Source organism: Isoptericola sp. NPDC019482, assembly GCF_040632295.1.
GTDB lineage: Bacteria > Actinomycetota > Actinomycetes > Actinomycetales > Cellulomonadaceae > Isoptericola.
This window is the reverse complement of the sequence record NZ_JBEYBQ010000009.1, coordinates 52189-72223: the sequence shown is the minus strand read 5'-3', so window position 1 is coordinate 72223 and position 20035 is coordinate 52189. Positions and strand designations below refer to the sequence as shown.

Genomic DNA, 20035 nt, shown 5'->3' with positions numbered 1-20035 from the left:
GCGGGGAGGTCAGGCGCGCGTGCTCCCTTCCTCGGCGGCGGCCGCGAGGGCGAGCCAGGTGTCGACGACGGTGTCGGGGTTGAGGGACACGGACTCGATGCCGCGCTCGACGAGCCACTGGGCGAAGTCGGCGTGGTCGGACGGCCCCTGGCCGCAGATGCCGATGTACTTGTGGTGGCGCCGGCAGGCGTCGATGGCGAGCCCGAGGAGCTCGCGGACCGCGGCGTCGCGCTCGTCGAAGGTCTGGGCGACGAGCGCCGAGTCGCGGTCGAGGCCGAGCGTGAGCTGGGTCAGGTCGTTGGACCCGATCGAGAAGCCGTCGACGTGCTCGAGGAACTCGTCGGCGAGCAGCGCGTTGGACGGCACCTCGCACATCATGACGACCTGGAGGTCGTTCTCGCCGCGCCGCAGCCCGTTCTCGGCGAGGAGCTCGACGACCCCCTCGGCCTCGGCGACGGTGCGCACGAACGGGATCATGACCCGCACGTTGGTGAGGCCCATGTCGTCGCGGACGCGGCGCAGCGCCTCGCACTCCAGGTCGAAGCACCCGCGGAAGTCGGGGGAGAGGTACCGGGACGCGCCCCGGTAGCCGATCATCGGGTTCTCCTCCTCGGGTTCGTACAGCGTGCCGCCGAGGAGGTTGGCGTACTCGTTCGACTTGAAGTCGCTCAGCCGCACGATGACGGGCTCGGGCGCGAACGCGGCGGCGATCGTGGACACCCCCTCGGCGACGCGCTGCACGAAGTACTCGCGCGGCGACGGGTACGCGGCCACCCGCCGGCGGACCTCGTCGCGCACGTCGTCGGGCAGCTCGGCGGTGGCGTCGTCGGCGTCGATCAGGGCACGGGGGTGGATGCCGATCTGCCGGTTGATGATGAACTCGAGACGGGCCAGCCCGACGCCGTGGTTCGGGAGCCGGGAGAAGGAGAATGCCTGGTCGGGCGTGCCGACGTTCATCATGATCTTGACGGGAGGCTCGGGCATCCGGTCGAGCTCGGTGGCCTCGTCGTCGAAGGCCAGCACCCCCTCGTAGACGCGGCCCTCGTCGCCCTCGGCGCAGGAGACGGTCACCTCCCGCCCGTCGGGCAGGTCGTGCGTCGCGGAGCCCGTCCCCACGACGGCGGGGATGCCGAGCTCGCGCGCGATGATCGCGGCGTGGCAGGTGCGCCCGCCGCGGTTCGTCACGATGGCCGCGGCGCGCTTCATGATCGGCTCCCAGTCCGGATCGGTCATGTCCGCGACGAGGACGTCGCCGGGGGCGAAGTCGTGCATCTGGTCGACGGAGGAAAGCACCCGCACGCGCCCGGCGCCGATCTTCTGCCCGATGGCGCGCCCCTCGAGCAGGACCGTGCCCCGGTCGCGGAGCGTGAACCGGTGCATGACGTTCCCCGAGTCGCGCGAGACCACGGTCTCGGGGCGCGCCTGCAGGACGTAGAGCTTCCCGTCCACCCCGTCCTTGCCCCACTCGATGTCCATGGGGCGCCCGTAGTGCTCCTCGATGACGAGGGCGACGCGGCCCAGCTCCGTGACCTCGGCGTCGGTGAGCGAGAAGAGCGCGCGCTCGGCGGGGTCCACGTCGGCGAACACCGTGCTGCCGCCGACGTGCCGGCCGGCGGCGTAGCGCATGGCCACCGCCTTCTCGCCGACGGACCGCTTGAGGATCGCCGGCCGACCGGCGCGCAGCGCAGGCTTGTAGAGGTAGAACTCGTCCGGGTTGACCGCGCCCTGCACCACGGCCTCCCCGAGCCCGTAGGAGCTGGTGACGAAGACCGCCTGGTCGAACCCCGACTCGGTGTCGACGGTGAACATGACGCCGGAGGCGCCGACGTCGGAGCGGACCATCCGCTGCACCCCGGCCGAGAGCGCGACGTCGTGCTGGTCGAACCCGTGGTGCGCCCGGTAGGCGATGGCGCGGTCGTTGTACAGGGACGCGAAGACGGACCGCACGGCGTGCAGCACGTTGTCGATGCCGCCGATGTTGAGGAAGGTCTCCTGCTGCCCGGCGAACGACGCGTCGGGCAGGTCCTCGGCGGTGGCGCTGGAGCGCACCGCCCACGTCACCTGCTCCGGGTCGGGGTCCGCGGCGACGAGCTTCGCGTACGCCGCGCGGACGTCCGCCTCGACGTCGGCCGGGAACGGCTGCTCCTCGACCCAGCCGCGTACCGCGGACCCCACTCGCGCGAGCGCAGCGACGTCGTCCGTGTCCAGGCCCTCGACGGCGGCGCGGATCCGGCCGGCGAGGTCGTCGTGCTCGAGGAACCGGCGGTAGGCCTCGGCCGTGGTGGCGAACCCGCCCGGCACGCGGACGTCGGCCGCCGCGAGCCGGGACACCATCTCGCCGAGGGAGGCGTTCTTGCCGCCCACCCGGGCCAGGTCGTCCATGCCGATCTCGTCGAACCAGAGGATGTGGGCCATCGTCGGTCCCTTCGTGGATGCGGATCGTGGGTGCGGATCGTCGTCCGCCGTCAACCTCGCAGCTTCATGGTCTGCAGGATCACGGCGGACATCTCCTCGACGCTCTTGGTGGAGGAGTTGAGGAACGGCACACGGGTGCGCCGGTAGAGGTCCTCGGCCTGGCGCAGCTCGAGCCGGCACTGGGCGAGGCTCGCGTACTGCGAGTTCGGGCGGCGCTCGTGCCGCACCTGGCTCAGGCGCAGCGGCGTCGTGGTGAGGCCGAAGCACCGCTCGGCGTAGGGCGCCACGACGGCAGGCAGGTCGTCGGTCGGGAAGTCGTCCTCGGTCAGGGGGTAGTTCGCGACGAGGAGGCCGTGCTGCAGCGCGAGGTACATCGTGGTGGGGGTCTTGCCGCAGCGCGAAGGCGCGATGATCACGACGTCGGCGAGGTCGAGCGCGCGCCGGCTCTGCCCGTCGTCGTGCTCGATGGCGTACTCGACCGCGCGCATCCGGGCGAAGTACCGCTCCAGGTCGCCGACGCCGTGGGACGGGACGAGCTGCTCGCTGGACGTCGTGCCCAGGGCCTGCTCGAGCTCCACGAGGTGCCCGCCGAGCAGGTCGATCAGAACGCCCTGCGACCGCGCGAGCTCGTCCCGGACGGCGGGCGCGCGCACCGTGGTGAAGACGATCGGGCCCAGCCCGTCCGTCGCCGACCGGTCGATCTCGGCGACCAGATCTCGCGCAGCGCGGTCGGTGTCGACGAACGGCACGGTGTGGCGGCGGAACGTGACCGTCGGGAAGTTGACGAGCAGCGCGCCGCCCAGCGTCTCGGCGGTGATGCCGGTGCCGTCCGAGACGAAGTACACGGCACGCTCGCCCGTCGGTGGCGCGTCGGACGCCGGGCCGGTCGTCGCGCGGTGTGCTGCCATCCGTCGTCACCTCCGGGTCCAGGATCGCGTCGTTCGGGCCGCCTGGCCCGCCGTGCGAGGCGGGCGCCGTCGTGCCGCACCCTACGCCATGCTGTGAATCGCCGTTAACTTCGAGCGGGTCGCCGGCGCGGCGCCGGGCCCGTGCTCTCGCGGACGACGAGCCGCACGGGCACGGTCTCGTGCGTGCCGCTGAGGTCGACGCCGTCACGCACCTGGCGCAGCAGGAGGGCGACGAGGCTGCTGCCGATGCGTGCGAAGTCCTGCTCCACGGTGGTCAGCGGCGGCCACAGGTGCTCGGCGAGGGTGATGCCGTCGAAGCCGACGACGGACACGTCGTCGGGCACGCGGCGCCCGGCCTCGTGCAGGGCGTGCAGCACGCCGGCGGCGGTCTCGTCGTTCGCGCAGAACACGGCGGTGACGTCCGGGTCGGCGGCGAGCTCGCGGCCGACGACGTACCCGGTCCGCGCGGTCCAGTCGCCGTGCAGCGGCTCGGGGACGGGCCGACCGGCCGTCTCGAGGGTGTCGCGCCAGGCGTCGGTGCGGCTGCGGGCAGGCAACGAGTCGTCCGGTCCGGCGACGTGGTGGACGGTGCGGTGGCCCAGGTCGAGCAGGTGCTGCACGGCGAGGCGCGCGCCCTCGGACTGGTCGGCGCGCACGGCGGGGTGCGTGCCGACGAAGCGCGAGTCGGACACGACCACGGGCAGCTGCGCCGGCAGGGCGAGCGTGTCCGGGGTGGCGGACTCGGCGCGCACGATGACGAGCCCGTCGATCGCCTGGTGGGAGAGGCGGGTGACGGCCGCGGAGACGTCGTCGGGGGAGGGGCTCTCGACGTCGACGATGGTGACGGTGTAGCCCTCCGCCCGGGCGGCCTCGACGACGGCCTCGACGGTGCGCGACTCGCCGGTGCGGGCCAGCTGGTGGGCGATCACCCCGAGGGTGCGGAAGCTGCCGTAGCGCAGCGCGCGGGCGGCGGTGTTGGGGGCGTAGCCGAGCTCTGCCATCGCCGCGAGCACGCGGTCGCGCGTCGCGGGCTTGACGTTGTCGAGGCCCATCGACACCCGGGAGACGGTCTGCGAGGAGACGCCGGCGAGCGCCGCGACCTCGGCCATCGAGGGCGCCGTCCGGGGGCGGGCCCGCCCCCGGGTCTGCGCGCCGGGTGCGCCGTTCGTCTCCACGGTGCCCGCCTCTCCTGTGATCTCGGGTCGGCGTCCGGGGCTTGACATCCCCGCCGCCTCGCGACACTCTAATGCGGCCAGGATGTTTACGTAAACATTCGGCTCCGTCCCCTGGGAGTTGCTTCGTGACCGCTGACGCTCCGGCAGCCTTGCCACCCACCGTGCCGCCCACCGAGCCCGCCGTGCCCGCCGTGCGCCGCAGCCGCCGGCGCTGGACGGGGTGGATGTTCGTGGGCCCCTTCATGCTGGTGTTCGCGCTGGTGTTCCTGGCCCCGATCGCCTACTCGCTCTACCTGTCCGTGTTCCGCACGCAGATGGTGGGCGGCACCACGTTCGTCGGGCTCGAGAACTACGCGCGAGCCCTGTCCGACCCGCAGTTCTGGGAGGGCCTGGGCCGCGTCAGCCTGTTCCTCCTGGTGCAGGTGCCGATCATGCTCGGCATCGCGCTGCTGGTCGCCCTGGCGATCGACAGCGGCCGCCTGTACGGCAAGAGCTTCTTCCGCATCTCGATCTTCATGCCCTACGCGGTGCCGGCCGTCGTCGCGGCCCTCATGTGGGGCTTCATGTACGGCACGCGCTTCGGCCTGGTGGGCAACATCAACGACGCCTTCGGGGTCAGCCTGCCGAACCCCCTGTCGCCGGACCTCGTCCTGGCGTCGATCGGCAACATCGTGACCTGGGAGTTCGTCGGCTACAACATGCTGATCTTCTACTCCGCGCTGCGCGTGGTGCCGCACTCGCTGTACGAGGCGGCGGAGATCGACGGCGCCGGCCAGTGGCGGGTCATCAGCGCGATCAAGCTGCCCGCCATCCGCGGCGCGCTCGTCATCGCCACGATCTTCTCGATCATCGGCAGCTTCCAGCTCTTCAACGAGCCCAGCATCCTGCAGTCGCTCGCCCCGAACGCCATCACGACGTCGTACACGCCCAACCTGTACGCCTACTCGCTGTCGTTCTCCGGCCAGCAGTACAACTACTCCGCGACCGTGGCCATCATCATGGGCCTGATCACCATGGTGATCGCCTACGTGGTGCAGCTGCGCGGCATGCGCAAGGAGGCGTGACCCGTGTCGACGCTGACCGCTACCCGGCCCGCCCCTCGGCTGCGCACCCCGCGCCACCACTCGGTGGCCCGGCCGCGCCGTAGCCCGCTGCTCACGGTGCTCACCGCCGTCGTGCTGGTGTACTCGCTGGTGCCGCTGGCCTGGCTGCTCATCAACGCGACCAAGTCGCAGGAGGACCTGTTCTCCTCGTTCGGCCTCTGGTTCGGCGACTCGTTCTCCCTGTGGGACAACATCGTCAGCACGCTGACCTACGACGACGGCGTCTTCGTGCGGTGGTTCGGCAACACCGTGCTGTACGTGGTCGTGGGCGCCGGCGGCGCGACGTTCCTCGCCATCCTGGGCGGCTACGCCCTCGCGAAGTTCGACTTCCCGGGCAAACGCGGGGTGTTCGCGCTCGTCATCGGCGCGGTGGCCGTGCCGGGCACGGCGCTCGCCGTCCCGACCTTCCTCATGTTCAGCCAGCTGGGCCTGACGAACACGCCGTGGGCCGTGATCATCCCGTCGCTGATCTCGCCGTTCGGGCTGTACCTCATGTGGACGTTCGCGGCCGAGGCCATCCCCGGCGAGCTGCTCGAGGCGGCCCGGATCGACGGGGCGGGGGAGTTCCGCACCTTCTTCCGCGTGAGCCTGCCGCTGCTCGCTCCCGGGATCGTCACGGTGCTGCTCTTCACGATGGTCGCCACCTGGAACAACTACTTCCTGCCGCTGATCATGCTGCGCGACTCGTCGTGGTACCCGCTGACCTTGGGTCTCAACGCCTGGAACGCGCAGGCTGCCACGGCGGGCGGGGAGGCGATCTTCAACCTCGTCATCACCGGCGCGCTGCTCACGATCCTGCCGCTCGTCGCCGCCTTCCTGCTGCTGCAGCGCTACTGGCAGTCCGGCCTGGCCGCCGGTTCCGTCAAGGAATGACCCCCGAACCTCCCCGCGTATCCCCGTCTGACGATGAAGTGAGGACTCCCATGAACGCACGATCCCGCCACCTGGCACGCGGTACCGCCCTCGCCGGCGTGCTCGCCCTCGGCCTGGCCGCCTGCGGCTCCGGCGACGACGGCGGCTCCGGCGGCGGCGGCGACGCCGCGCCCGTCGACACCGCCGCCGTCCTGGAGAAGGGCGGCGAGATCACCGTCTGGGCGTGGGAGCCCACGCTCGAGCAGGTCGTGAAGGACGTCGAGGAGAAGTACCCGAACGTCACGGTGAACCTGGAGAACGTCGGGACGGGCAACGACCAGTACACGGCTCTGCAGAACGCGATCGCCGCCGGCGACGGGGTGCCCGACGTCGCGCAGGTCGAGTACTACGCCGTGCCGCAGTTCGCCATCTCCGAGGCACTGGCCGACCTCGGCCCGCTCGGCGCGGACGACCTGGACGGCACGTTCAGCACCGGCCCCTGGAACTCGGTGCACAGCGGCGAGGGCGTCTACGGCCTGCCGATGGACTCCGGCCCCATGGCCCTCTTCTACAACGAGGAGGTCTTCGAGAAGTACGGCGTCGACGTGCCGACCACGTGGGACGAGTACCTCGAGGCCGCCCGCACCATCCACGAGAAGGACCCGAAGGCCTACATCGCCAACGACATCGGCGACGCCGGCTTCACCACCAGCATGATCTGGCAGGCCGGCGGCCAGCCGTACCAGGTGGACGGCACCGACGTGACGATCGACTTCGCCGGTGACGAGGGCACGCAGAAGTTCGCCGAGGTGTGGCAGCAGCTCATCGACGAGGACCTGCTGGCCCCCGTCGGCTCCTGGAGCGACGAGTGGTACCAGGGCCTCGGCAACGGCACGATCGCGTCCCTGACCATCGGCGCGTGGATGCCCGCCAACCTCGAGTCCGGCGTCCCGCAGGGCAAGGGCAAGTGGCGCGTCGCCGAGATGCCGCAGTGGGAGGCCGGGCAGCACGCCACGTCGGAGAACGGCGGCTCGTCGCTGACCGTGCCCGCCGCCAGCCAGAACGCCGAGCTCGCCTACGCCTTCGTCGACTACGCCACGCACGGCGACGGCGTGCAGGCCCGCCTCGACGGCGGCGCGTTCCCCGCCACCACGGCCGACCTCGAGTCGGACGAGTTCCGCGGTGCCGAGTCCGAGTACTTCGGCGGCCAGAAGATCAACGAGGTGCTCGCGGACTCCGCGGCCAACGTCGTCGAGGGCTGGCAGTACCTGCCGTTCCAGGTCTACGCGAACTCGATCTTCAACGACACGGTCGGCCAGGCGTACGTCTCCGGCACCACACTGACCGACGGCCTCGCGACCTGGCAGGAGCAGTCCGCCACGTACGGCAACGGCCAGGGCTTCACCGTCAACAAGTAGTCCCGACGTCCGCCCCTGGAGTGGGTCTTCCGGGCCCCGGAAGGCCCACTCCAGGGACGGACGTGCCCGACCTCCGCCCCCACCGACCCGGAGAGGTTTCCGCCCCATGCCCACGTTCGAGATCGGCGAGCGGGACTTCCTGCTCGACGGCCGCCCCGTCCAGGTGATCAGCGGCGCGTTGCACTACTTCCGCGTGCACCCCGACCAGTGGGCGGACCGGATCCGCAAGGCGCGGCTGATGGGGCTGAACACGATCGAGACGTACGTGCCGTGGAACTTCCACGCGCCGGAGCCGGGCGGGTTCGACCTCACCGGCCGTCGGGACCTGGGCCGCTTCCTGGACCTGGTCGCGGCGGAGGGGCTGCACGCGATCGTGCGCCCCGGGCCGTACATCTGCGCTGAGTGGGACGGCGGCGGGCTGCCCGCCTGGCTGTTCTCGTCGTCGGGCGCGAGCGCCGGGGTGCGGCGGCACGACCCGGCGTTCCTGGAGGCCATCGGCACGTACTACGCGCATCTGCTGCCCGTCGTCGCCGAGCGGCAGGTGACGCGCGGCGGCCCCGTGCTCATGGTGCAGGTGGAGAACGAGTACGGCGCCTACCCGGGCGTGCCGGAGGACGAGCGCGTCCGCTACCTGCGGGCGCTCGTCGACCTCACCCGGGCCCAGGGCATCGACGTCCCGCTGTTCACCTCCGACCAGGCCGACGACGAGCACCTGGCGCGCGGCGGCCTGCCCGAGCTGCACAAGACGGCGAACTTCGGCTCCCGCTCCCTGGAGCGCCTCGCCGTGCTGCGCCGGCACCAGCCCACCGGGCCGCTGATGTGCATGGAGTTCTGGGACGGCTGGTTCGACTCCTGGGGCCTCGAGCACCACGTCACCGCCCCGGAGACCACGGCGGCCGACCTGGACGACCTGCTCGGCGCGGGCGCCTCCGTCAACCTCTACATGTTCCACGGCGGCACCAACCTGGGGCTGACCAACGGTGCCAACGACAAGGGCACGTACCTGCCCATCACCACGTCGTACGACTACGACGCCCCGCTGTCCGAGCACGGCGCCCCCACGGCGAAGTTCCACGCCCTGCGGGCGGTGATCGCCAAGCACGCGCCGGTGCCCGACGAGGTGCCGCTCGAGCCCGGACCGGCGCCCGAGCTCGACGTCGTCCTCGACCGGCGGGTGCCGCTCGACGGCGTCCTGGACCGGCTGGCCGGGCCGACGTCGCGCACCTCGTCTCCGCAGCCCCCGACGATGGACGACCTGCGCCGGTGGTCCGGCTTCGTGCTGTACGGCACGCGGATCGAGGCGGACGACGCCGTCCTGGTGGTCGAGGAGGTCCGCGACCGGGCGCTCGTGGCGCTCGACGGCGACCCGGTGGGCGTGCTCGACCGCACCACCCACGCCTGGTCGCTCCCGCTGCCGCGGCGTGGCGGCACGCTGACACTGCTCGTCGAGGACCGCGGTCGCGTCAACTACGGCCCCCGGATCGGCGAGCCCAAGGGGATCGTCGGGACGGTGCGCACGGCCACCCGTGAGCTCACCGACTGGGAGGCCGTGCCCGTGCGGCTCGAGGACGCCCCGGCGCTCCTCGACGACGCCGACTGGGGGACGGCGGGCGCCGGCCAGGCCGGAACGCCCCTCGCCGGGCCGTCGCTGCACCGCGGCACGTTCGACTCCGTCGCGGGCGCCGACCACTTCCTGCGCCTGGACGGCTGGGGCCGCGGCCTCGCCTGGGTCAACGGCGAGCTGCTCGGCCGGTACTCGAGCCAAGGGCCCACCGCCACGACCTTCGTGCCCGGGCCGCTGGTCCGCGCGGAGGGCAACGAGCTCGTGGTCCTGGAGCTGCACGGCGCCGCCGCGCCCCGCGCGCGGTTCGTCGCGGCCCCGGACCTCGGCCCGACGGAGGCCTGAGGGCTCCGGCCTCCCGTTGACGCCCGGCCGGGTGCGGAAGGACCAGCGACCGCTGCCCGCCAAGACGGACGACGTCTGGCTGCTGGGCCGGGCGTGGTCCACGCCGTCCGGCTTCGTGCGCGGGGCGCGGTTCGTGCTCCGCGCGCTCCGCGGGGTCGTGACCGGGAAGCGGCTGGTGGTCATCGGGAACGCGCTCATGACGTCCTTCGGGCGCACGCTGCTCGTCGAGCGCGAGCTGCCCTTGTGGCTGTCCTCGCCGCTGGAGGACCTGGTGGTCGACGACGGTCGCGTCGTCATCGAGATCGCGCGCGACGCCGGCGCCGCCCTCGAGCTCATGGACGACGCGTGGTGGGGCGCGTCGATCGAGGCGCCGCCCGGCGGCACCCCGGCGTTCATCGTCGGGGAGCGGTCGATGCCGTTCTCGATCATGGTGGACGCGCGCGGCGAGCGGTTCGCGAACGAGTCCGAGGGCGTGGTCACCGACGCCGACGGCCGCACCCTGCGGGAGGACGGCAGCGTGATCGAGGGGCTCTACGCGGCGGGGAACACCTCCGCGTCGGTCATGGGACGCACGTATCCCGGGCCGGGCTCGACCATCGGGCCGGCGTGCGTGTTCGGGCTGCGGGCCGCGCGGCAGATGGCGGGCGACGGCGACTGACGCCATGACCGCCACCGGGCCACGTGCACGCGACGTGCCCGCGCGCCGCAGGGGCGCGGCGCGTACGGTCGTGCCAGAGACAGGCGCGGCGACGAGGAGGACCGTTGGCGGGGGAGGGCTTCCGGGCGCTGGTGCTCGAGGACGACCACGACGCCGCGGAGTTCCTGCGCATCGCCCTCGAGCGTTACGGGGGCATGGACGTCGTCGTCGCGGGGGACGCCGAGGTGGCGCTGGCGGAGCTGCGTCGGCGGCGGTTCGACGTCCTCGTCAGCGACATCCAGCTGCCCGGGCGCTCCGGCCTGGAGATCATCCCCGAGGTACGCGCGACCGATCCGACGCTGCCGGTCATGATCGTCACGGCGTACCCGACGGTGTCCCGTGCCGTCGAGGCGCTGCGCGAGGCCGCCGACGACTTCCTCGTGAAGCCCGTGACGGCCTCGCAGGTCGTGGAGCGTGCGACCGAGCTCGCCCACCGCGCCCGACGCGAGAGGGACGAGTCTCGTCAACGCGTCCTCGCGATCGGCGCGCACCCCGACGACGTTGAGATCGGCGTCGGCGGCACCTTGGCCGCCCACGCCGCGGCGGGGGACGAGATCGTCATCCTCACGCTCTCGGGCGGGGCTGTCGGGGGATCCGCGGCGGCCCGCCACGACGAGGCGGCGGCGGCCGCGGCGGTGGTGGGCGCGCGGCTGGTGCACCTCGACTTCCCCGACACCAGGCTCGACCCGGCCGACGGCCTCATCGGCGCGATCGAGGACGTCGTCGCGGAGGCCGTGCCCCATCGGATCTACACCCACAGCATTCATGACCGGCACCAGGACCACCGGGCGGTGAACGACGCCGTGCAGATCGGGGCGCGACAGGTGCCGAGCCTCTGGTGCTTCCAGAGTCCGTCGGCGACGGTGGCGTTCGCCCCGAACCGGTTCGTGGCGGTCGACGGGTTCGTCGAGACGAAGCTCCGGATGCTCGCCGCGTACGCGTCCCAGGCGCACCGGGAGTACATGCAGCCCGACGTCGTCCGGGCGACGGCCCGCTACTGGGCCCGGTTCAGCCCGGCACGCGAGGTCGAGCCGCTCGAGACCGTGCGGACCAGCGAGACGGTCGCGACCGCGAGCACGCTGCGCGCGACGGGCGCCGTCGACGGCCAGGAGGCGGCGGCGCACGGGAGCGGCGCCTGATGCTCGGCCGGCTCGTCCGGCGGGCGGACGCAGCGTACCGTCGCGTGGTCGACGCGTGGTTCGCCGACGACGCCGTGGGGCTGCGCCAGCTTCCCGTCACGGTCGCGTTCGCGGTCGTCCTCGCCTTCCTGATCTGGGGGCCGGCCGGACAGAGCACGCTCTGGACTCCGGAGCCGTCGAACCCGGCCCTCCTCGTCGTCTCGACAGTGCTCGTGGGGCTGGTCCAGGCGGTCGGCAGCCTGGGCCGGTGGAAGCAGTGGCCCAGGCCCTGGCAGCTCCTCCTGCCGTTGGTGCAGATCTTCGCGATCGGCATGCTCGAGCTCGGCTCGGGGTACAGCCTCACCGCGTTCGACGTGCTCCTCTTCATGCCGGTGGTGAGCCTGGCGCTGCAGCCCGGCGTCTGGGGGATGGTGGTGGGGCTCGGCGGAGCCGCGGTGGTGCTGCTCGCGCCGGCGATCTGGCCGATCGACGTCCCGGGCCGCGTGCCGCCCGTGGTGCACGCGTTCGTCGACCTCCTCATCCTCGGTTTCGTCGCGGTCGGCGCCCACGGGATCGTCAGCGTCGCGCGTCGTCAGGCCCGACAGCTCGGCCACGCCCGGGACGAGCTCGCCCTGGGCGCGCAACGGCTCCGCGACTCCCGGGACACGTTGCGGAGCATCCTGGACGCCGCGACGGAGCAGGGCTTCGTCGCGACGGACTTCGCCGGCCGGATCGTCTCCGTCAACCCCGGGGCCGTGCGGCTCTTCGGGCGGCCGGAGCGCGAGCTGGTCGGCGCCGACGTCTCGAGCGTCGTCGCCGCCGACGTGCTCGCCGACCGGCTGGCGTCGGCGGGGTCGGAGCGGTGGGCCCACGCGGCGAACCTCGCGGTGCTCGGTCGTGCCGCGGCGGGGGAGACCCAGGTCGACGAGTGGGAGGCGGTGCTGCCCGACGGCACCCGACGGCACGTCGAGCTCACCGTGACCGAGCGGCCCGCGCTCGGAGGCCGGGAGCCGGAGCTCCCCGAGGGGTACCTCGTCGTCGTCACCGACGTCACCGCGCGGTACGAGGAGGAGCGCACCCAGGACGAGTTCATCGGCCTCGTGAGCCACGAGCTGCGGACCCCGCTCGCGTCGATCCTGGGCTACCTCGACCTGCTGCGCCTCGAGGGCGACCGGCTCGACGAGGAGCAGCAGGGCTACCTGGCGGTCGTCGAGCGCAACGCCCGCCGGCTGCGGTCGCTGGTCGACGACCTGCTGACCAGCGCGCAGATGGCCTCGGGGAGGTATGCGCTCGCGGTGGACGAGACCGACGTCGCCCAGGTGGTGCGCGACGCCGTCACGAACGAGCTCCCGACGGCCGAGGCGGCGGGGGTCGACGTGGTCGTCGACGGCGACGCGCGGGTGCCCCTGCGCTCGGACGCCGTGCGCCTCGGGCAGGTGGTCGACAACCTGCTGAGCAACGCCGTGAAGTACAGCCACCGGGGCGGCCACGTGCGCGTCACCGTCCGCTCCGGGGCGGACCCCGGCGGGAGCCGGCTCGCGCGCCTGGTGGTGGCTGACGACGGCGCGGGCATCGCGGCGGACGAGCTGGGCCGCATCACCGAACGCTTCTACCGCTCACGGGAGACCCGCCGTCGCCGCGTGCGCGGGGTGGGCCTGGGCCTGTCCCTCGTGGACCAGATCGTGCAGGACCACGGGGGCACGATGACGTTCCGCAGCGAGCCTGGCAGCGGCACGGAGGTGGAGGTCACGCTCCCCGACGTCCCGCTGCCCGGTGTCACCCCGACGGCGAAGGGCTGACCGACGACGGGTCCGCCGACCACACCTCGCCCAGAATCGCCCAGTGGGCGTCGGACAGGTGCGACAGCGGCGTGACATTGACGTCGGTGATGCCGTGGGTGGCCGCCGCCTCGACTGTCTCGCCCATGAGGCCGGGTGCGATCGCACGGGGCGGGTCCGCGTCCGCCGACCCGGCCCACAGGCCGACGGACATCGTGAAGCGGGACATGTCGTACCCGGCCGTCTGCAGGGCGCCGGTGAGCCTCTCGACGTCCGCGGGCGTGCGGTCCGGCGGACCGACGTAGGCCCACACGACCAGGCGGTCGGCGGACCCCAGGAGGATCTCGTAGTCGTGCCCGCTGGACGGCACGCCGGCGGCCGGGTCGTCCCAGTCCACCCGGACGTCCATCGCGAGCTCGATCTGCTCGCCCCGGCCCTCGCGCACCCCGTCCAGGCCGGCACGCATGCGGGCCAGCAGCCCGGCCAGCACCTCCGACCGCCAGGTTCCCAGCTCCGGGGCGTCGTCGTCGATCTGGCCGTCGGCGTCCCGTGGCCAGTCGTCGGCCCCCGTCATCTCGCGGTAGAGGGCGAGGTCGTCGTCGCCGAAGCTGTAGTGGTTGAGGAAGAGCTCGGTGACGGCGATCCGGCTGGGGTCGTAGCGCTCACCGAGATCGGTGACGTACTCGACGAGCCGGTCGCCCACCTCGCCCGTGGCCAGCTCAGAGGCCGACGCCCGGTACGGGGAGCGACGGCCGTCGGCGGAGACGCCGGCGATCGACGGGTCTGCCTTGATCCACTCGGGAACGTACGCGTCCACGATGAGCCCGATCTCGCGCGCCGTGCCGTCGGCGGTCTCGTGGAGCGCGCGGGCCGCACGCGACAGGTGGTCGGTGCCGGGCTCGGCCGCGACCTCGGGGTGGGCAGGCCAGTCGAACGCCGTGAACTCGACCCGGCCCGCGTTGAGGTCGACGCCGGTGGCACCGACGGCGTCGAGGTGCCGGTCGATCGCGGCCCAGTCCGTGCCGGGGTCGGTCACGATGCCGAAGTCGACGCTGACGGAGTGCTCCTCCACGGGGGCGACAGCGGGTCTCATGGTCGGCGGCACGTCCTCCCACGGGCGCGCGACGAGGAGTGCCGCGCCGACGGCGGCGACCAGCACGACGACGACCGTCAGGAGCCATGGCCATCGTCGTCGACGAGGCCGCGCACCGACACCGTCCCGCTCCGGTCCAGCTTGTTCCATCGGTTCTCCGCGTTCCCGAGCTCGAGGCGTGCCGCGTCGAGCAGGACGAAGGTCATCAGCAGCGAGTAGACCGGCCACAGGGGAAGGGTCCACAGCTGCCGGAGGTCTCCGGGCGCCCGGTCGAGCAGCACCGCCAGGAGCAGCAGCGCCACCGACAGCGGGATGCCGAGGAGCAGCACCCAGCCCCACCAGTCGGCCGGCAGCCATGCGGTGCCGTCGACCGCGACGAGCACCACGAGCACGACTAGGGCGAGGACCTGGACGAACGGTGCGACGACCTGGGCGGCCGTGTTGAACACCAGGTACGGCCCGAAGGTCCCGTACCGGGGGTTGCCGACCATGTCCCGGTGCATCGCCGTCACCTGGAGCAGGCCCCGCGCCCACCGCACGCGCTGGCGCCAGAGCCCGCGCACGGTGGACGGCGACTCGGCGTACACGAGCGCGTCGGGCGCGAACGTCACGCGGAAGCCCGCGCGGTGCACCCGCCAGGTCAGCTCGAGGTCCTCGCCGAGCGTGTCGGTGCGCAGGGGGCCGACCTGCTCGAGCACGTCCCGACGGAACGCGCCGACGTTCCCCGACACGATCGGCAGACAGCCCAGCACGTCGAGGGCCCGACGCATCAGCCCCGTCCCGACGTGGCTGATCAGCGCGAGCAGCCGCGTGAGGACCCGGTCGAGGTTGACCGGTCGGTCGTTGCCGCAGACGGCGCCCACCCGCGGGTCGCGAAAGCCGCGCAGGAGGCGCGTCACGGTGTCGGGGCGGAAGAGCCCGTCTGCGTCGACGAGCACGAGCACGTCGCCGCGCGCGACAGCGATCCCGGTGTTGAGCGCTTCGCCCTTGCCCGAGTTCTCCTGGCGCCGTGCCCGCACCTGAGGGTGCTCGACGGCGAGCCGCTGCATCCGGGCGAACGTGTCGTCGGTCGAGCCGTCGTCGACGCAGACCACCTCCAGCGCGGGGTGCTCGCTGCGCAGCACGGAGCGCACGCAGTTCTCGATGACCACGGACTCGTCGAACGCGGGCACGACGACGGACACCAGCGGTGCCTCGGGGAACTCCGGCCCGCAGCCGGCGGGCCCGGGGTCGTCGCGCCGGCGCCGTGCCTCGAAGACGAGAGCCGCCGGGACGAACGCGAGACGCACCACGCCCACGACCAGCAGCGAGAGGCCGAGCACGACGACGAGCGCAGCGAGGACCGCCGTCATGCCCGGCCCGGCCACTCGTCGAGGACGGAGTCCAGCAGCTCGGGTGCCCCGGCGGAGACCGCGCCGAACCGGGCGTTGACCTCGAGCACCACGGGGGTGCCGTCGGCGAGCCGTCGGACGTCCATGTCCAGCGGGCCCACGAGCTCGAGCGCCTCGGCGGTCCGGGCGGCGAGCCTTGCGACGTCGTCCACGGCCCCGGCCGGGAGGCGGTCCACGGCGGTGGCGTTGCCGACCCGCCCCTGCTTGCGCCCGGTCTTCTCCAGGAGCACGACCACGCAGGCGCCGTCGGCGGGGGAGCGGTAGACCTGCGGGCTGTACTCCGTGCCGGGGGCGAACTCCTGCACGATCCACGAGGCATCGAGAGAGGACCACCCGGGGTCGCGCGGGTCCTCGACGACGCGCACCCCGCGGCCGCCGCGGGAGACGCGGGGCTTGACCACCACGGGACCCCCGGCCCACGCCAGCGCCTCCGCGGCCGAGCCGAGCGCGTCCGCGGGGGCGTGGCGCGGCACGGCCACGCCCCGGCGGTCCAGGGCCCACATGGTGAGGAGCTTGTCGTCGGCGACGGCGGTGGGGCCCGGCGGTGACAGCACGACGGCGTCCCCCAGCCCGGCAGCGCGGGCCAGCACGGCCAGGCGGGGCAGCTCGTCGGACACCGTCGGCACGACGAGACGCGGACGGTGCCGGACCAGGAGCTCGATCGTCGCGGCGTCGTAGGCGGGATCGACGGCGGCGGGCACCTTCTCGACGGTGTCGAAGCCCGGGAGCGGGACCGGGGAGAGGTCGACGCCCACGACGCGTCGTCGGGCCGCGTCGGCACGGCGGGCGAGCTGCGTGCCCAGGGTGCGCCCCGCGGGTCCGGCCGCACCCGTCACGAGGATCGTGTGCCGGGCCGACGCATCCTCCATGTTCGGATCGTAGGTTCCGCCCCGCGGGGGTGCAGCCGGGAAACCCTCAGAGGCTCCGTGCGACCAGGGTGTCGCAGTCGTCCAGGGTGCCGCCCTCGTAACCGACGGTGAACCACCGCACCCGCTGCTCGGAGGTGCCGTGGGTGAAGCCCTCCGGGCTGACCTGGCCGGTGGCCTGCTGCTGGATGCGGTCGTCGCCGACCGCGGCGGCGGCGCCGAGCGCCTGGCGCAGCTCGGCGGGGGTGATCGGGTCGAGGAACGTCACGCCCGTGTCGGGGTCGATCTCGGTCGCGGCGGACCCCGCCCACATGCCGGCGAGGCAGTCGGCCATGAGCTCGATGCGCACGGAGTCGGACTCGGGCCCGCTGCCGCTGCGGTCGGCGGCGTCCATCGCGCCGACGAGCTGCTCCACGTGGTGGCCCACCTCGTGCGCCACGACGTACTCCTCCGCCAGCGGCCCGCCCTCGGCGCCGAACTGGGTGGTGAGCTGGTCGAAGAACGAGACGTCGACGTACACCGTCTGGTCCGGCGGGCAGTAGAACGGCCCCGTCGCGCTGGTCGCGGCCCCGCAGCCCGTCGTCGTCGACCCGGAGAAGCTCTCGACCGGCGGCAGCGCGTACTCCACCCCGGCCTGCTCGGGCAGCACGCGTTCCCAGTAGGCGTCGAGCGACTGCACGGTGGCCGACAGGCGGCACTCGCGGTCGGTGTTCGCCTGCTCGGCGGTGCAGTCCTCGACGAACTGCTCCTGCCCGTCGCCGGCGGGCGCCGCGGCGTCCTGCACGGCGCCGCCCAGCGCCCCCGTGAGCTGGCCCAGGTCGCCGCCGCCGAGGAACACCGCCAGCAGCGCGACGACGATCGCGCCGATGCCGCCGCCGACGACCGCTCCGCGGCGCCGGCCCGCCCCCTTGCGGACCCGGCCCCCCTCGAACTCGCCGCCCTCGTTGAAGGTCACGCTCGCCACGCTAGGTCGGGGCGGGGGTGGTCGCGCGGGAAAGGGCGGGCGCCCGTGGCCGCCCGCTCCGTAGGGTGCAGCCATGCTCTCCACGGTGACCGGTACGGTGCTCGCCCTCGGCGGCGGCGGGTTCTCGATGTCCGACGACGGCTCCTCCGCGATCGACGACCACCTGCTCGACCTCACCGGCAAGGACACGCCGAAAGTCTGCTTCGTGCCCACCGCGAGCGGCGACGACAACGGGTACGCCCACCGCTTCGAGGAGGCGTTCGCCGGTCGGGCCCGGACGTCGGTGCTCTCGCTGTTCTGCCACGAGCCGTGGGGTTACGCCGACCCGACGCTGCTGCTCGAGCAGGACGTCGTGTACGTCGGCGGGGGCTCGACGGCGAACCTGCTGGTGGTCTGGCGGCGGCACGGGCTGCCCGGCATCCTCGCCGAGGCCGCGGCCGCGGGGACGGTCCTCGCCGGCATCAGCGCGGGGATGAACTGCTGGTTCGAGTCCTCCTCGACCGACTCCTTCGGCCCGCTCGCGCCGCTCGACGACGGGCTGGGCTTCCTGCCCGGCAGCGCCTGCCCGCACTACCTGGGCGAGGCCGACCGGCGGGAGGCGTACCTCGGCTGGGTGGCCTCCGGGGCGCTGCCCGCCGGCTACGCGGTGGACGAGTACGCCGCGCTCCGTTTCGTCGACGGGGTGCCCGTCGAGGCCGTGAGCGAGCGGCCCGACCGCCCCGTCCTGCGCGTCGAGCGCGACGGTGACGGCGCGCGGGAGGTGCCGTTCGACGTGCGCCGGCTCCCCGGGACCTGACGGGGCGTGGCCGGGCGTTGTCGGTGAGGCGTCAGTACTCCGTCGGCGTCTCGACCGACTGCCAGTGCCACGGCTCGGGCAGCCGGCCGTCGGGCTCGGCCCAGCCCGGGTGGGTCCAGCCGTGCTCCTCGGCGTGCTCCTTGAGCCAGGCGTAGCGCTCGCCGTCGAAGCCCTGCGGCCCCATGGAGAGGTCGACGGCGGTGCCCAGGCCGTGGTTGGAGCAGCCGGGCGGGGCGGCCAGCGGGTTGGGGTCGTCCGGGTTGTAGACGTCGACCTGCTGCTCGTAGCTGCGGTAGGCGGAGTTCACCGTCAGGTGCTGGCCGAACTCGGCACGGTAGGCGGCGTCGAGCGCCACCAGCCCGTCCAGGACGTCGGCGCGCACGGAGTACTGCGGCGCCCACGGGATCGGTGCGAGCTTCTTCGCGGAGATCTTCCCGGCCTCCGGGAACCACACCTGGTCGGGCTCGGGGCAGACGACGGCGTCCTGCGCCGTCATGAGGTCCGTGGTCGCGTCGGCGAGGTTGTCGCGCAGCGCGGCCAGGTCCGCCGCGGCGGACTCGAGCTCCGTGAACGACGCCGTGGCGATCCGGTCGTCCTGGGTCTCGGCGGTCAGCTCGTCCGCGGTGCCGAGCGCGTCGCGGGACGAGGCGCGCACCCTCTCGCCGGCGTCCTGCCCGCTCTCGGCGAGCTCGTCGGTCGCGGCCAGCACGCGGTCGGCGCGGCGCGCCACCGGGGCGAGAGCGTCGCGCGCGTCGGCGGCCTGCGTGCGGGCGAAGGCGAGGCGCGAGGCCTGCACCGCCTCGACGTCGTCGTCGAGCCGCGTGCCGAGCGCGGGGGCGTCGCCGGGCATCCGGTCCAGCACCGGCGTGGCGTCGATCAGGGCGCGGGCCTCGTCGATCGTCGCGGCGAGGTCGTCGCGGACGCCGGCGTCGGCCACCCGGTCGGCGGAGCCGTCGAGCGCGTCCTGCGCGACGACGACGCGCGCGGAGAGCTCCTGGGTCTCGGAGCGCAGCACCCAGGCCAGGGCTGCGCCGCCCGCGGCGAGCGCGACGACCAGCACCACGGGGACCGCGACGCGCGCGCCCCGTCGTCGTGCCCCGGTCGCTGCACGCACGTGCCGCAACGAGTGGTCCACCCCGCGCGCCCGGGGCCGGACCAGGGCGAGCAGCAGCCCGCCGGCCACCGCCCCCGCGGCGTACCAGGCCAGGTCGGCGGGCGTGAACGCCGTGCCGAGCACGAAGCGTGCGAAGGGAAAACGCTCGACCACCTGGCCGGGGACGTCGGTCAGCCACGCCGCCTCGATGCCGGCGCACACGACGAGCCCGACGACGGCCGCGATCACGGGGCGCGTGCGCGGGACGAGGAACGCGACGAGCAGGACGACGAGGGTCGCGAAGAGGGCGTCCCCGAGCGGCCCGCCGACGGCGGGCGGGAGCAGGGCGCGGCCGCCGAGGCCGGCGAGGACCACGACGACGGCGAGGCCGGCCGTCGTCGGGCGAGGGGCGCGGGTCACGCGCGAACCTTACCGAGAGCGGCGGGAGTGTGACCTAGGTCG

Annotated in this window: 16 protein-coding genes; 8 read left to right on the top strand and 8 right to left on the bottom strand. The window is 73.3% G+C overall.

From position 1 onward, the window contains the following. Window positions 1-9: 9 nt before the first annotated feature. From ppsA to ABZ493_RS08800, 3 genes are all read right to left on the bottom strand, one after another. A complete protein-coding gene (ppsA, locus tag ABZ493_RS08810) occupies window positions 10-2415 on the bottom strand; it encodes a phosphoenolpyruvate synthase (RefSeq protein WP_430581789.1) in 2406 nt (801 codons plus the stop codon). Window positions 2416-2465: 50 nt separating this feature from the next. Beyond that, entirely contained in the window at window positions 2466-3323 is an 858-nt protein-coding gene (locus ABZ493_RS08805) for a pyruvate, water dikinase regulatory protein (RefSeq protein ID WP_430581788.1), read from the bottom strand. A 104-nt stretch (window positions 3324-3427) separates the two neighbouring features. Beyond that, complete coding sequence (locus ABZ493_RS08800; RefSeq protein ID WP_430581850.1) at window positions 3428-4432, bottom strand: LacI family DNA-binding transcriptional regulator; 1005 nt, start codon at window positions 4430-4432, stop codon at window positions 3428-3430. Between the two features lie 191 nt (window positions 4433-4623). Here ABZ493_RS08800 and ABZ493_RS08795 point away from each other — a divergent pair, with 191 nt between their 5' ends. The 7 genes from ABZ493_RS08795 to ABZ493_RS08765 all read left to right on the top strand — a co-directional run bounded on the left by ABZ493_RS08795 (window position 4624) and on the right by ABZ493_RS08765 (window position 13391). After that, on the top strand, window positions 4624-5562 hold the full coding sequence (locus ABZ493_RS08795) for a sugar ABC transporter permease (protein WP_430581787.1): 939 nt from the start codon (window positions 4624-4626) through the stop codon (window positions 5560-5562). Window positions 5563-5574: 12 nt separating this feature from the next. Then, window positions 5575-6474, top strand: coding sequence for a carbohydrate ABC transporter permease (locus ABZ493_RS08790; protein WP_430581849.1), 900 nt, complete (start codon window positions 5575-5577; stop codon window positions 6472-6474). A gap of 50 nt (window positions 6475-6524) precedes the next feature. Then, window positions 6525-7871, top strand: coding sequence for an extracellular solute-binding protein (locus ABZ493_RS08785; protein ID WP_430581786.1), 1347 nt, complete (start codon window positions 6525-6527; stop codon window positions 7869-7871). Window positions 7872-7977: 106 nt separating this feature from the next. Next, complete coding sequence (locus tag ABZ493_RS08780) at window positions 7978-9777, top strand: beta-galactosidase family protein (RefSeq protein ID WP_430581785.1); 1800 nt, start codon at window positions 7978-7980, stop codon at window positions 9775-9777. 31 nt (window positions 9778-9808) lie between these two features. Further along, window positions 9809-10435 carry an FAD-binding protein gene (locus tag ABZ493_RS08775; RefSeq protein ID WP_430581784.1) on the top strand — a complete coding sequence of 209 codons (627 nt, stop codon included), beginning with the start codon at window positions 9809-9811 and terminating at the stop codon, window positions 10433-10435. 104 nt (window positions 10436-10539) lie between these two features. Further along, entirely contained in the window at window positions 10540-11613 is a 1074-nt protein-coding gene (locus ABZ493_RS08770) for a PIG-L family deacetylase (protein WP_430581783.1), read from the top strand. 44 nt (window positions 11614-11657) lie between these two features. Next, window positions 11658-13391, top strand: coding sequence for an ATP-binding protein (locus tag ABZ493_RS08765; protein ID WP_430581782.1), 1734 nt, complete (start codon window positions 11658-11660; stop codon window positions 13389-13391). Here the strand turns inward: ABZ493_RS08765 and ABZ493_RS08760 are convergent. From ABZ493_RS08760 to ABZ493_RS08745, 4 genes are read right to left on the bottom strand one after another with little or no spacing between them, the layout of a single operon-like run. After that, on the bottom strand, window positions 13369-14529 hold the full coding sequence (locus ABZ493_RS08760) for a hypothetical protein (RefSeq protein ID WP_430581781.1): 1161 nt from the start codon (window positions 14527-14529) through the stop codon (window positions 13369-13371). The genes ABZ493_RS08765 and ABZ493_RS08760 overlap by 23 nt on opposite strands. Before the next feature lie 11 nt (window positions 14530-14540). Beyond that, the gene (locus ABZ493_RS08755) at window positions 14541-15815 is read right to left on the bottom strand and encodes a glycosyltransferase family 2 protein (RefSeq protein WP_430581780.1); all 1275 of its coding nucleotides are present in this window, start codon (window positions 15813-15815) and stop codon (window positions 14541-14543) included. After that, window positions 15812-16723: an ATP-grasp domain-containing protein gene (locus ABZ493_RS08750; RefSeq protein ID WP_430581779.1), complete on the bottom strand. Its 912-nt coding sequence runs from the start codon at window positions 16721-16723 to the stop codon at window positions 15812-15814. The genes ABZ493_RS08755 and ABZ493_RS08750 overlap by 4 nt, the downstream gene beginning before the upstream one ends. Window positions 16724-16769: 46 nt before the next feature. Beyond that, a complete protein-coding gene (locus ABZ493_RS08745) occupies window positions 16770-17675 on the bottom strand; it encodes a neutral zinc metallopeptidase (RefSeq protein WP_430581778.1) in 906 nt (301 codons plus the stop codon). 82 nt (window positions 17676-17757) lie between these two features. Between ABZ493_RS08745 and ABZ493_RS08740 the strand changes: the two genes are divergently transcribed. Next, complete coding sequence (locus ABZ493_RS08740) at window positions 17758-18480, top strand: peptidase E (protein WP_430581777.1); 723 nt, start codon at window positions 17758-17760, stop codon at window positions 18478-18480. A gap of 31 nt (window positions 18481-18511) precedes the next feature. Here the strand turns inward: ABZ493_RS08740 and ABZ493_RS08735 are convergent, their stop codons facing one another. Then, the gene (locus ABZ493_RS08735; RefSeq protein WP_430581776.1) at window positions 18512-19993 is read right to left on the bottom strand and encodes a DUF2809 domain-containing protein; all 1482 of its coding nucleotides are present in this window, start codon (window positions 19991-19993) and stop codon (window positions 18512-18514) included. Between the last annotated feature and the right edge of the window lie 42 nt (window positions 19994-20035).

Coding starts and splice junctions, on each gene's coding strand:
- ppsA (WP_430581789.1), bottom strand. CDS start 2,415: ATGGCCCACATCCTCTGGTTCGACGAGATCGGCATGGACGACCTGGCC.
- ABZ493_RS08805 (WP_430581788.1), bottom strand. CDS start 3,323: ATGGCAGCACACCGCGCGACGACCGGCCCGGCGTCCGACGCGCCACCG.
- ABZ493_RS08800 (WP_430581850.1), bottom strand. CDS start 4,432: ATGGCCGAGGTCGCGGCGCTCGCCGGCGTCTCCTCGCAGACCGTCTCC.
- ABZ493_RS08785 (WP_430581786.1), top strand. CDS start 6,525: ATGAACGCACGATCCCGCCACCTGGCACGCGGTACCGCCCTCGCCGGC.
- ABZ493_RS08780 (WP_430581785.1), top strand. CDS start 7,978: ATGCCCACGTTCGAGATCGGCGAGCGGGACTTCCTGCTCGACGGCCGC.
- ABZ493_RS08755 (WP_430581780.1), bottom strand. CDS start 15,815: ATGACGGCGGTCCTCGCTGCGCTCGTCGTCGTGCTCGGCCTCTCGCTG.
- ABZ493_RS08750 (WP_430581779.1), bottom strand. CDS start 16,723: ATGGAGGATGCGTCGGCCCGGCACACGATCCTCGTGACGGGTGCGGCC.
- ABZ493_RS08740 (WP_430581777.1), top strand. CDS start 17,758: ATGCTCTCCACGGTGACCGGTACGGTGCTCGCCCTCGGCGGCGGCGGG.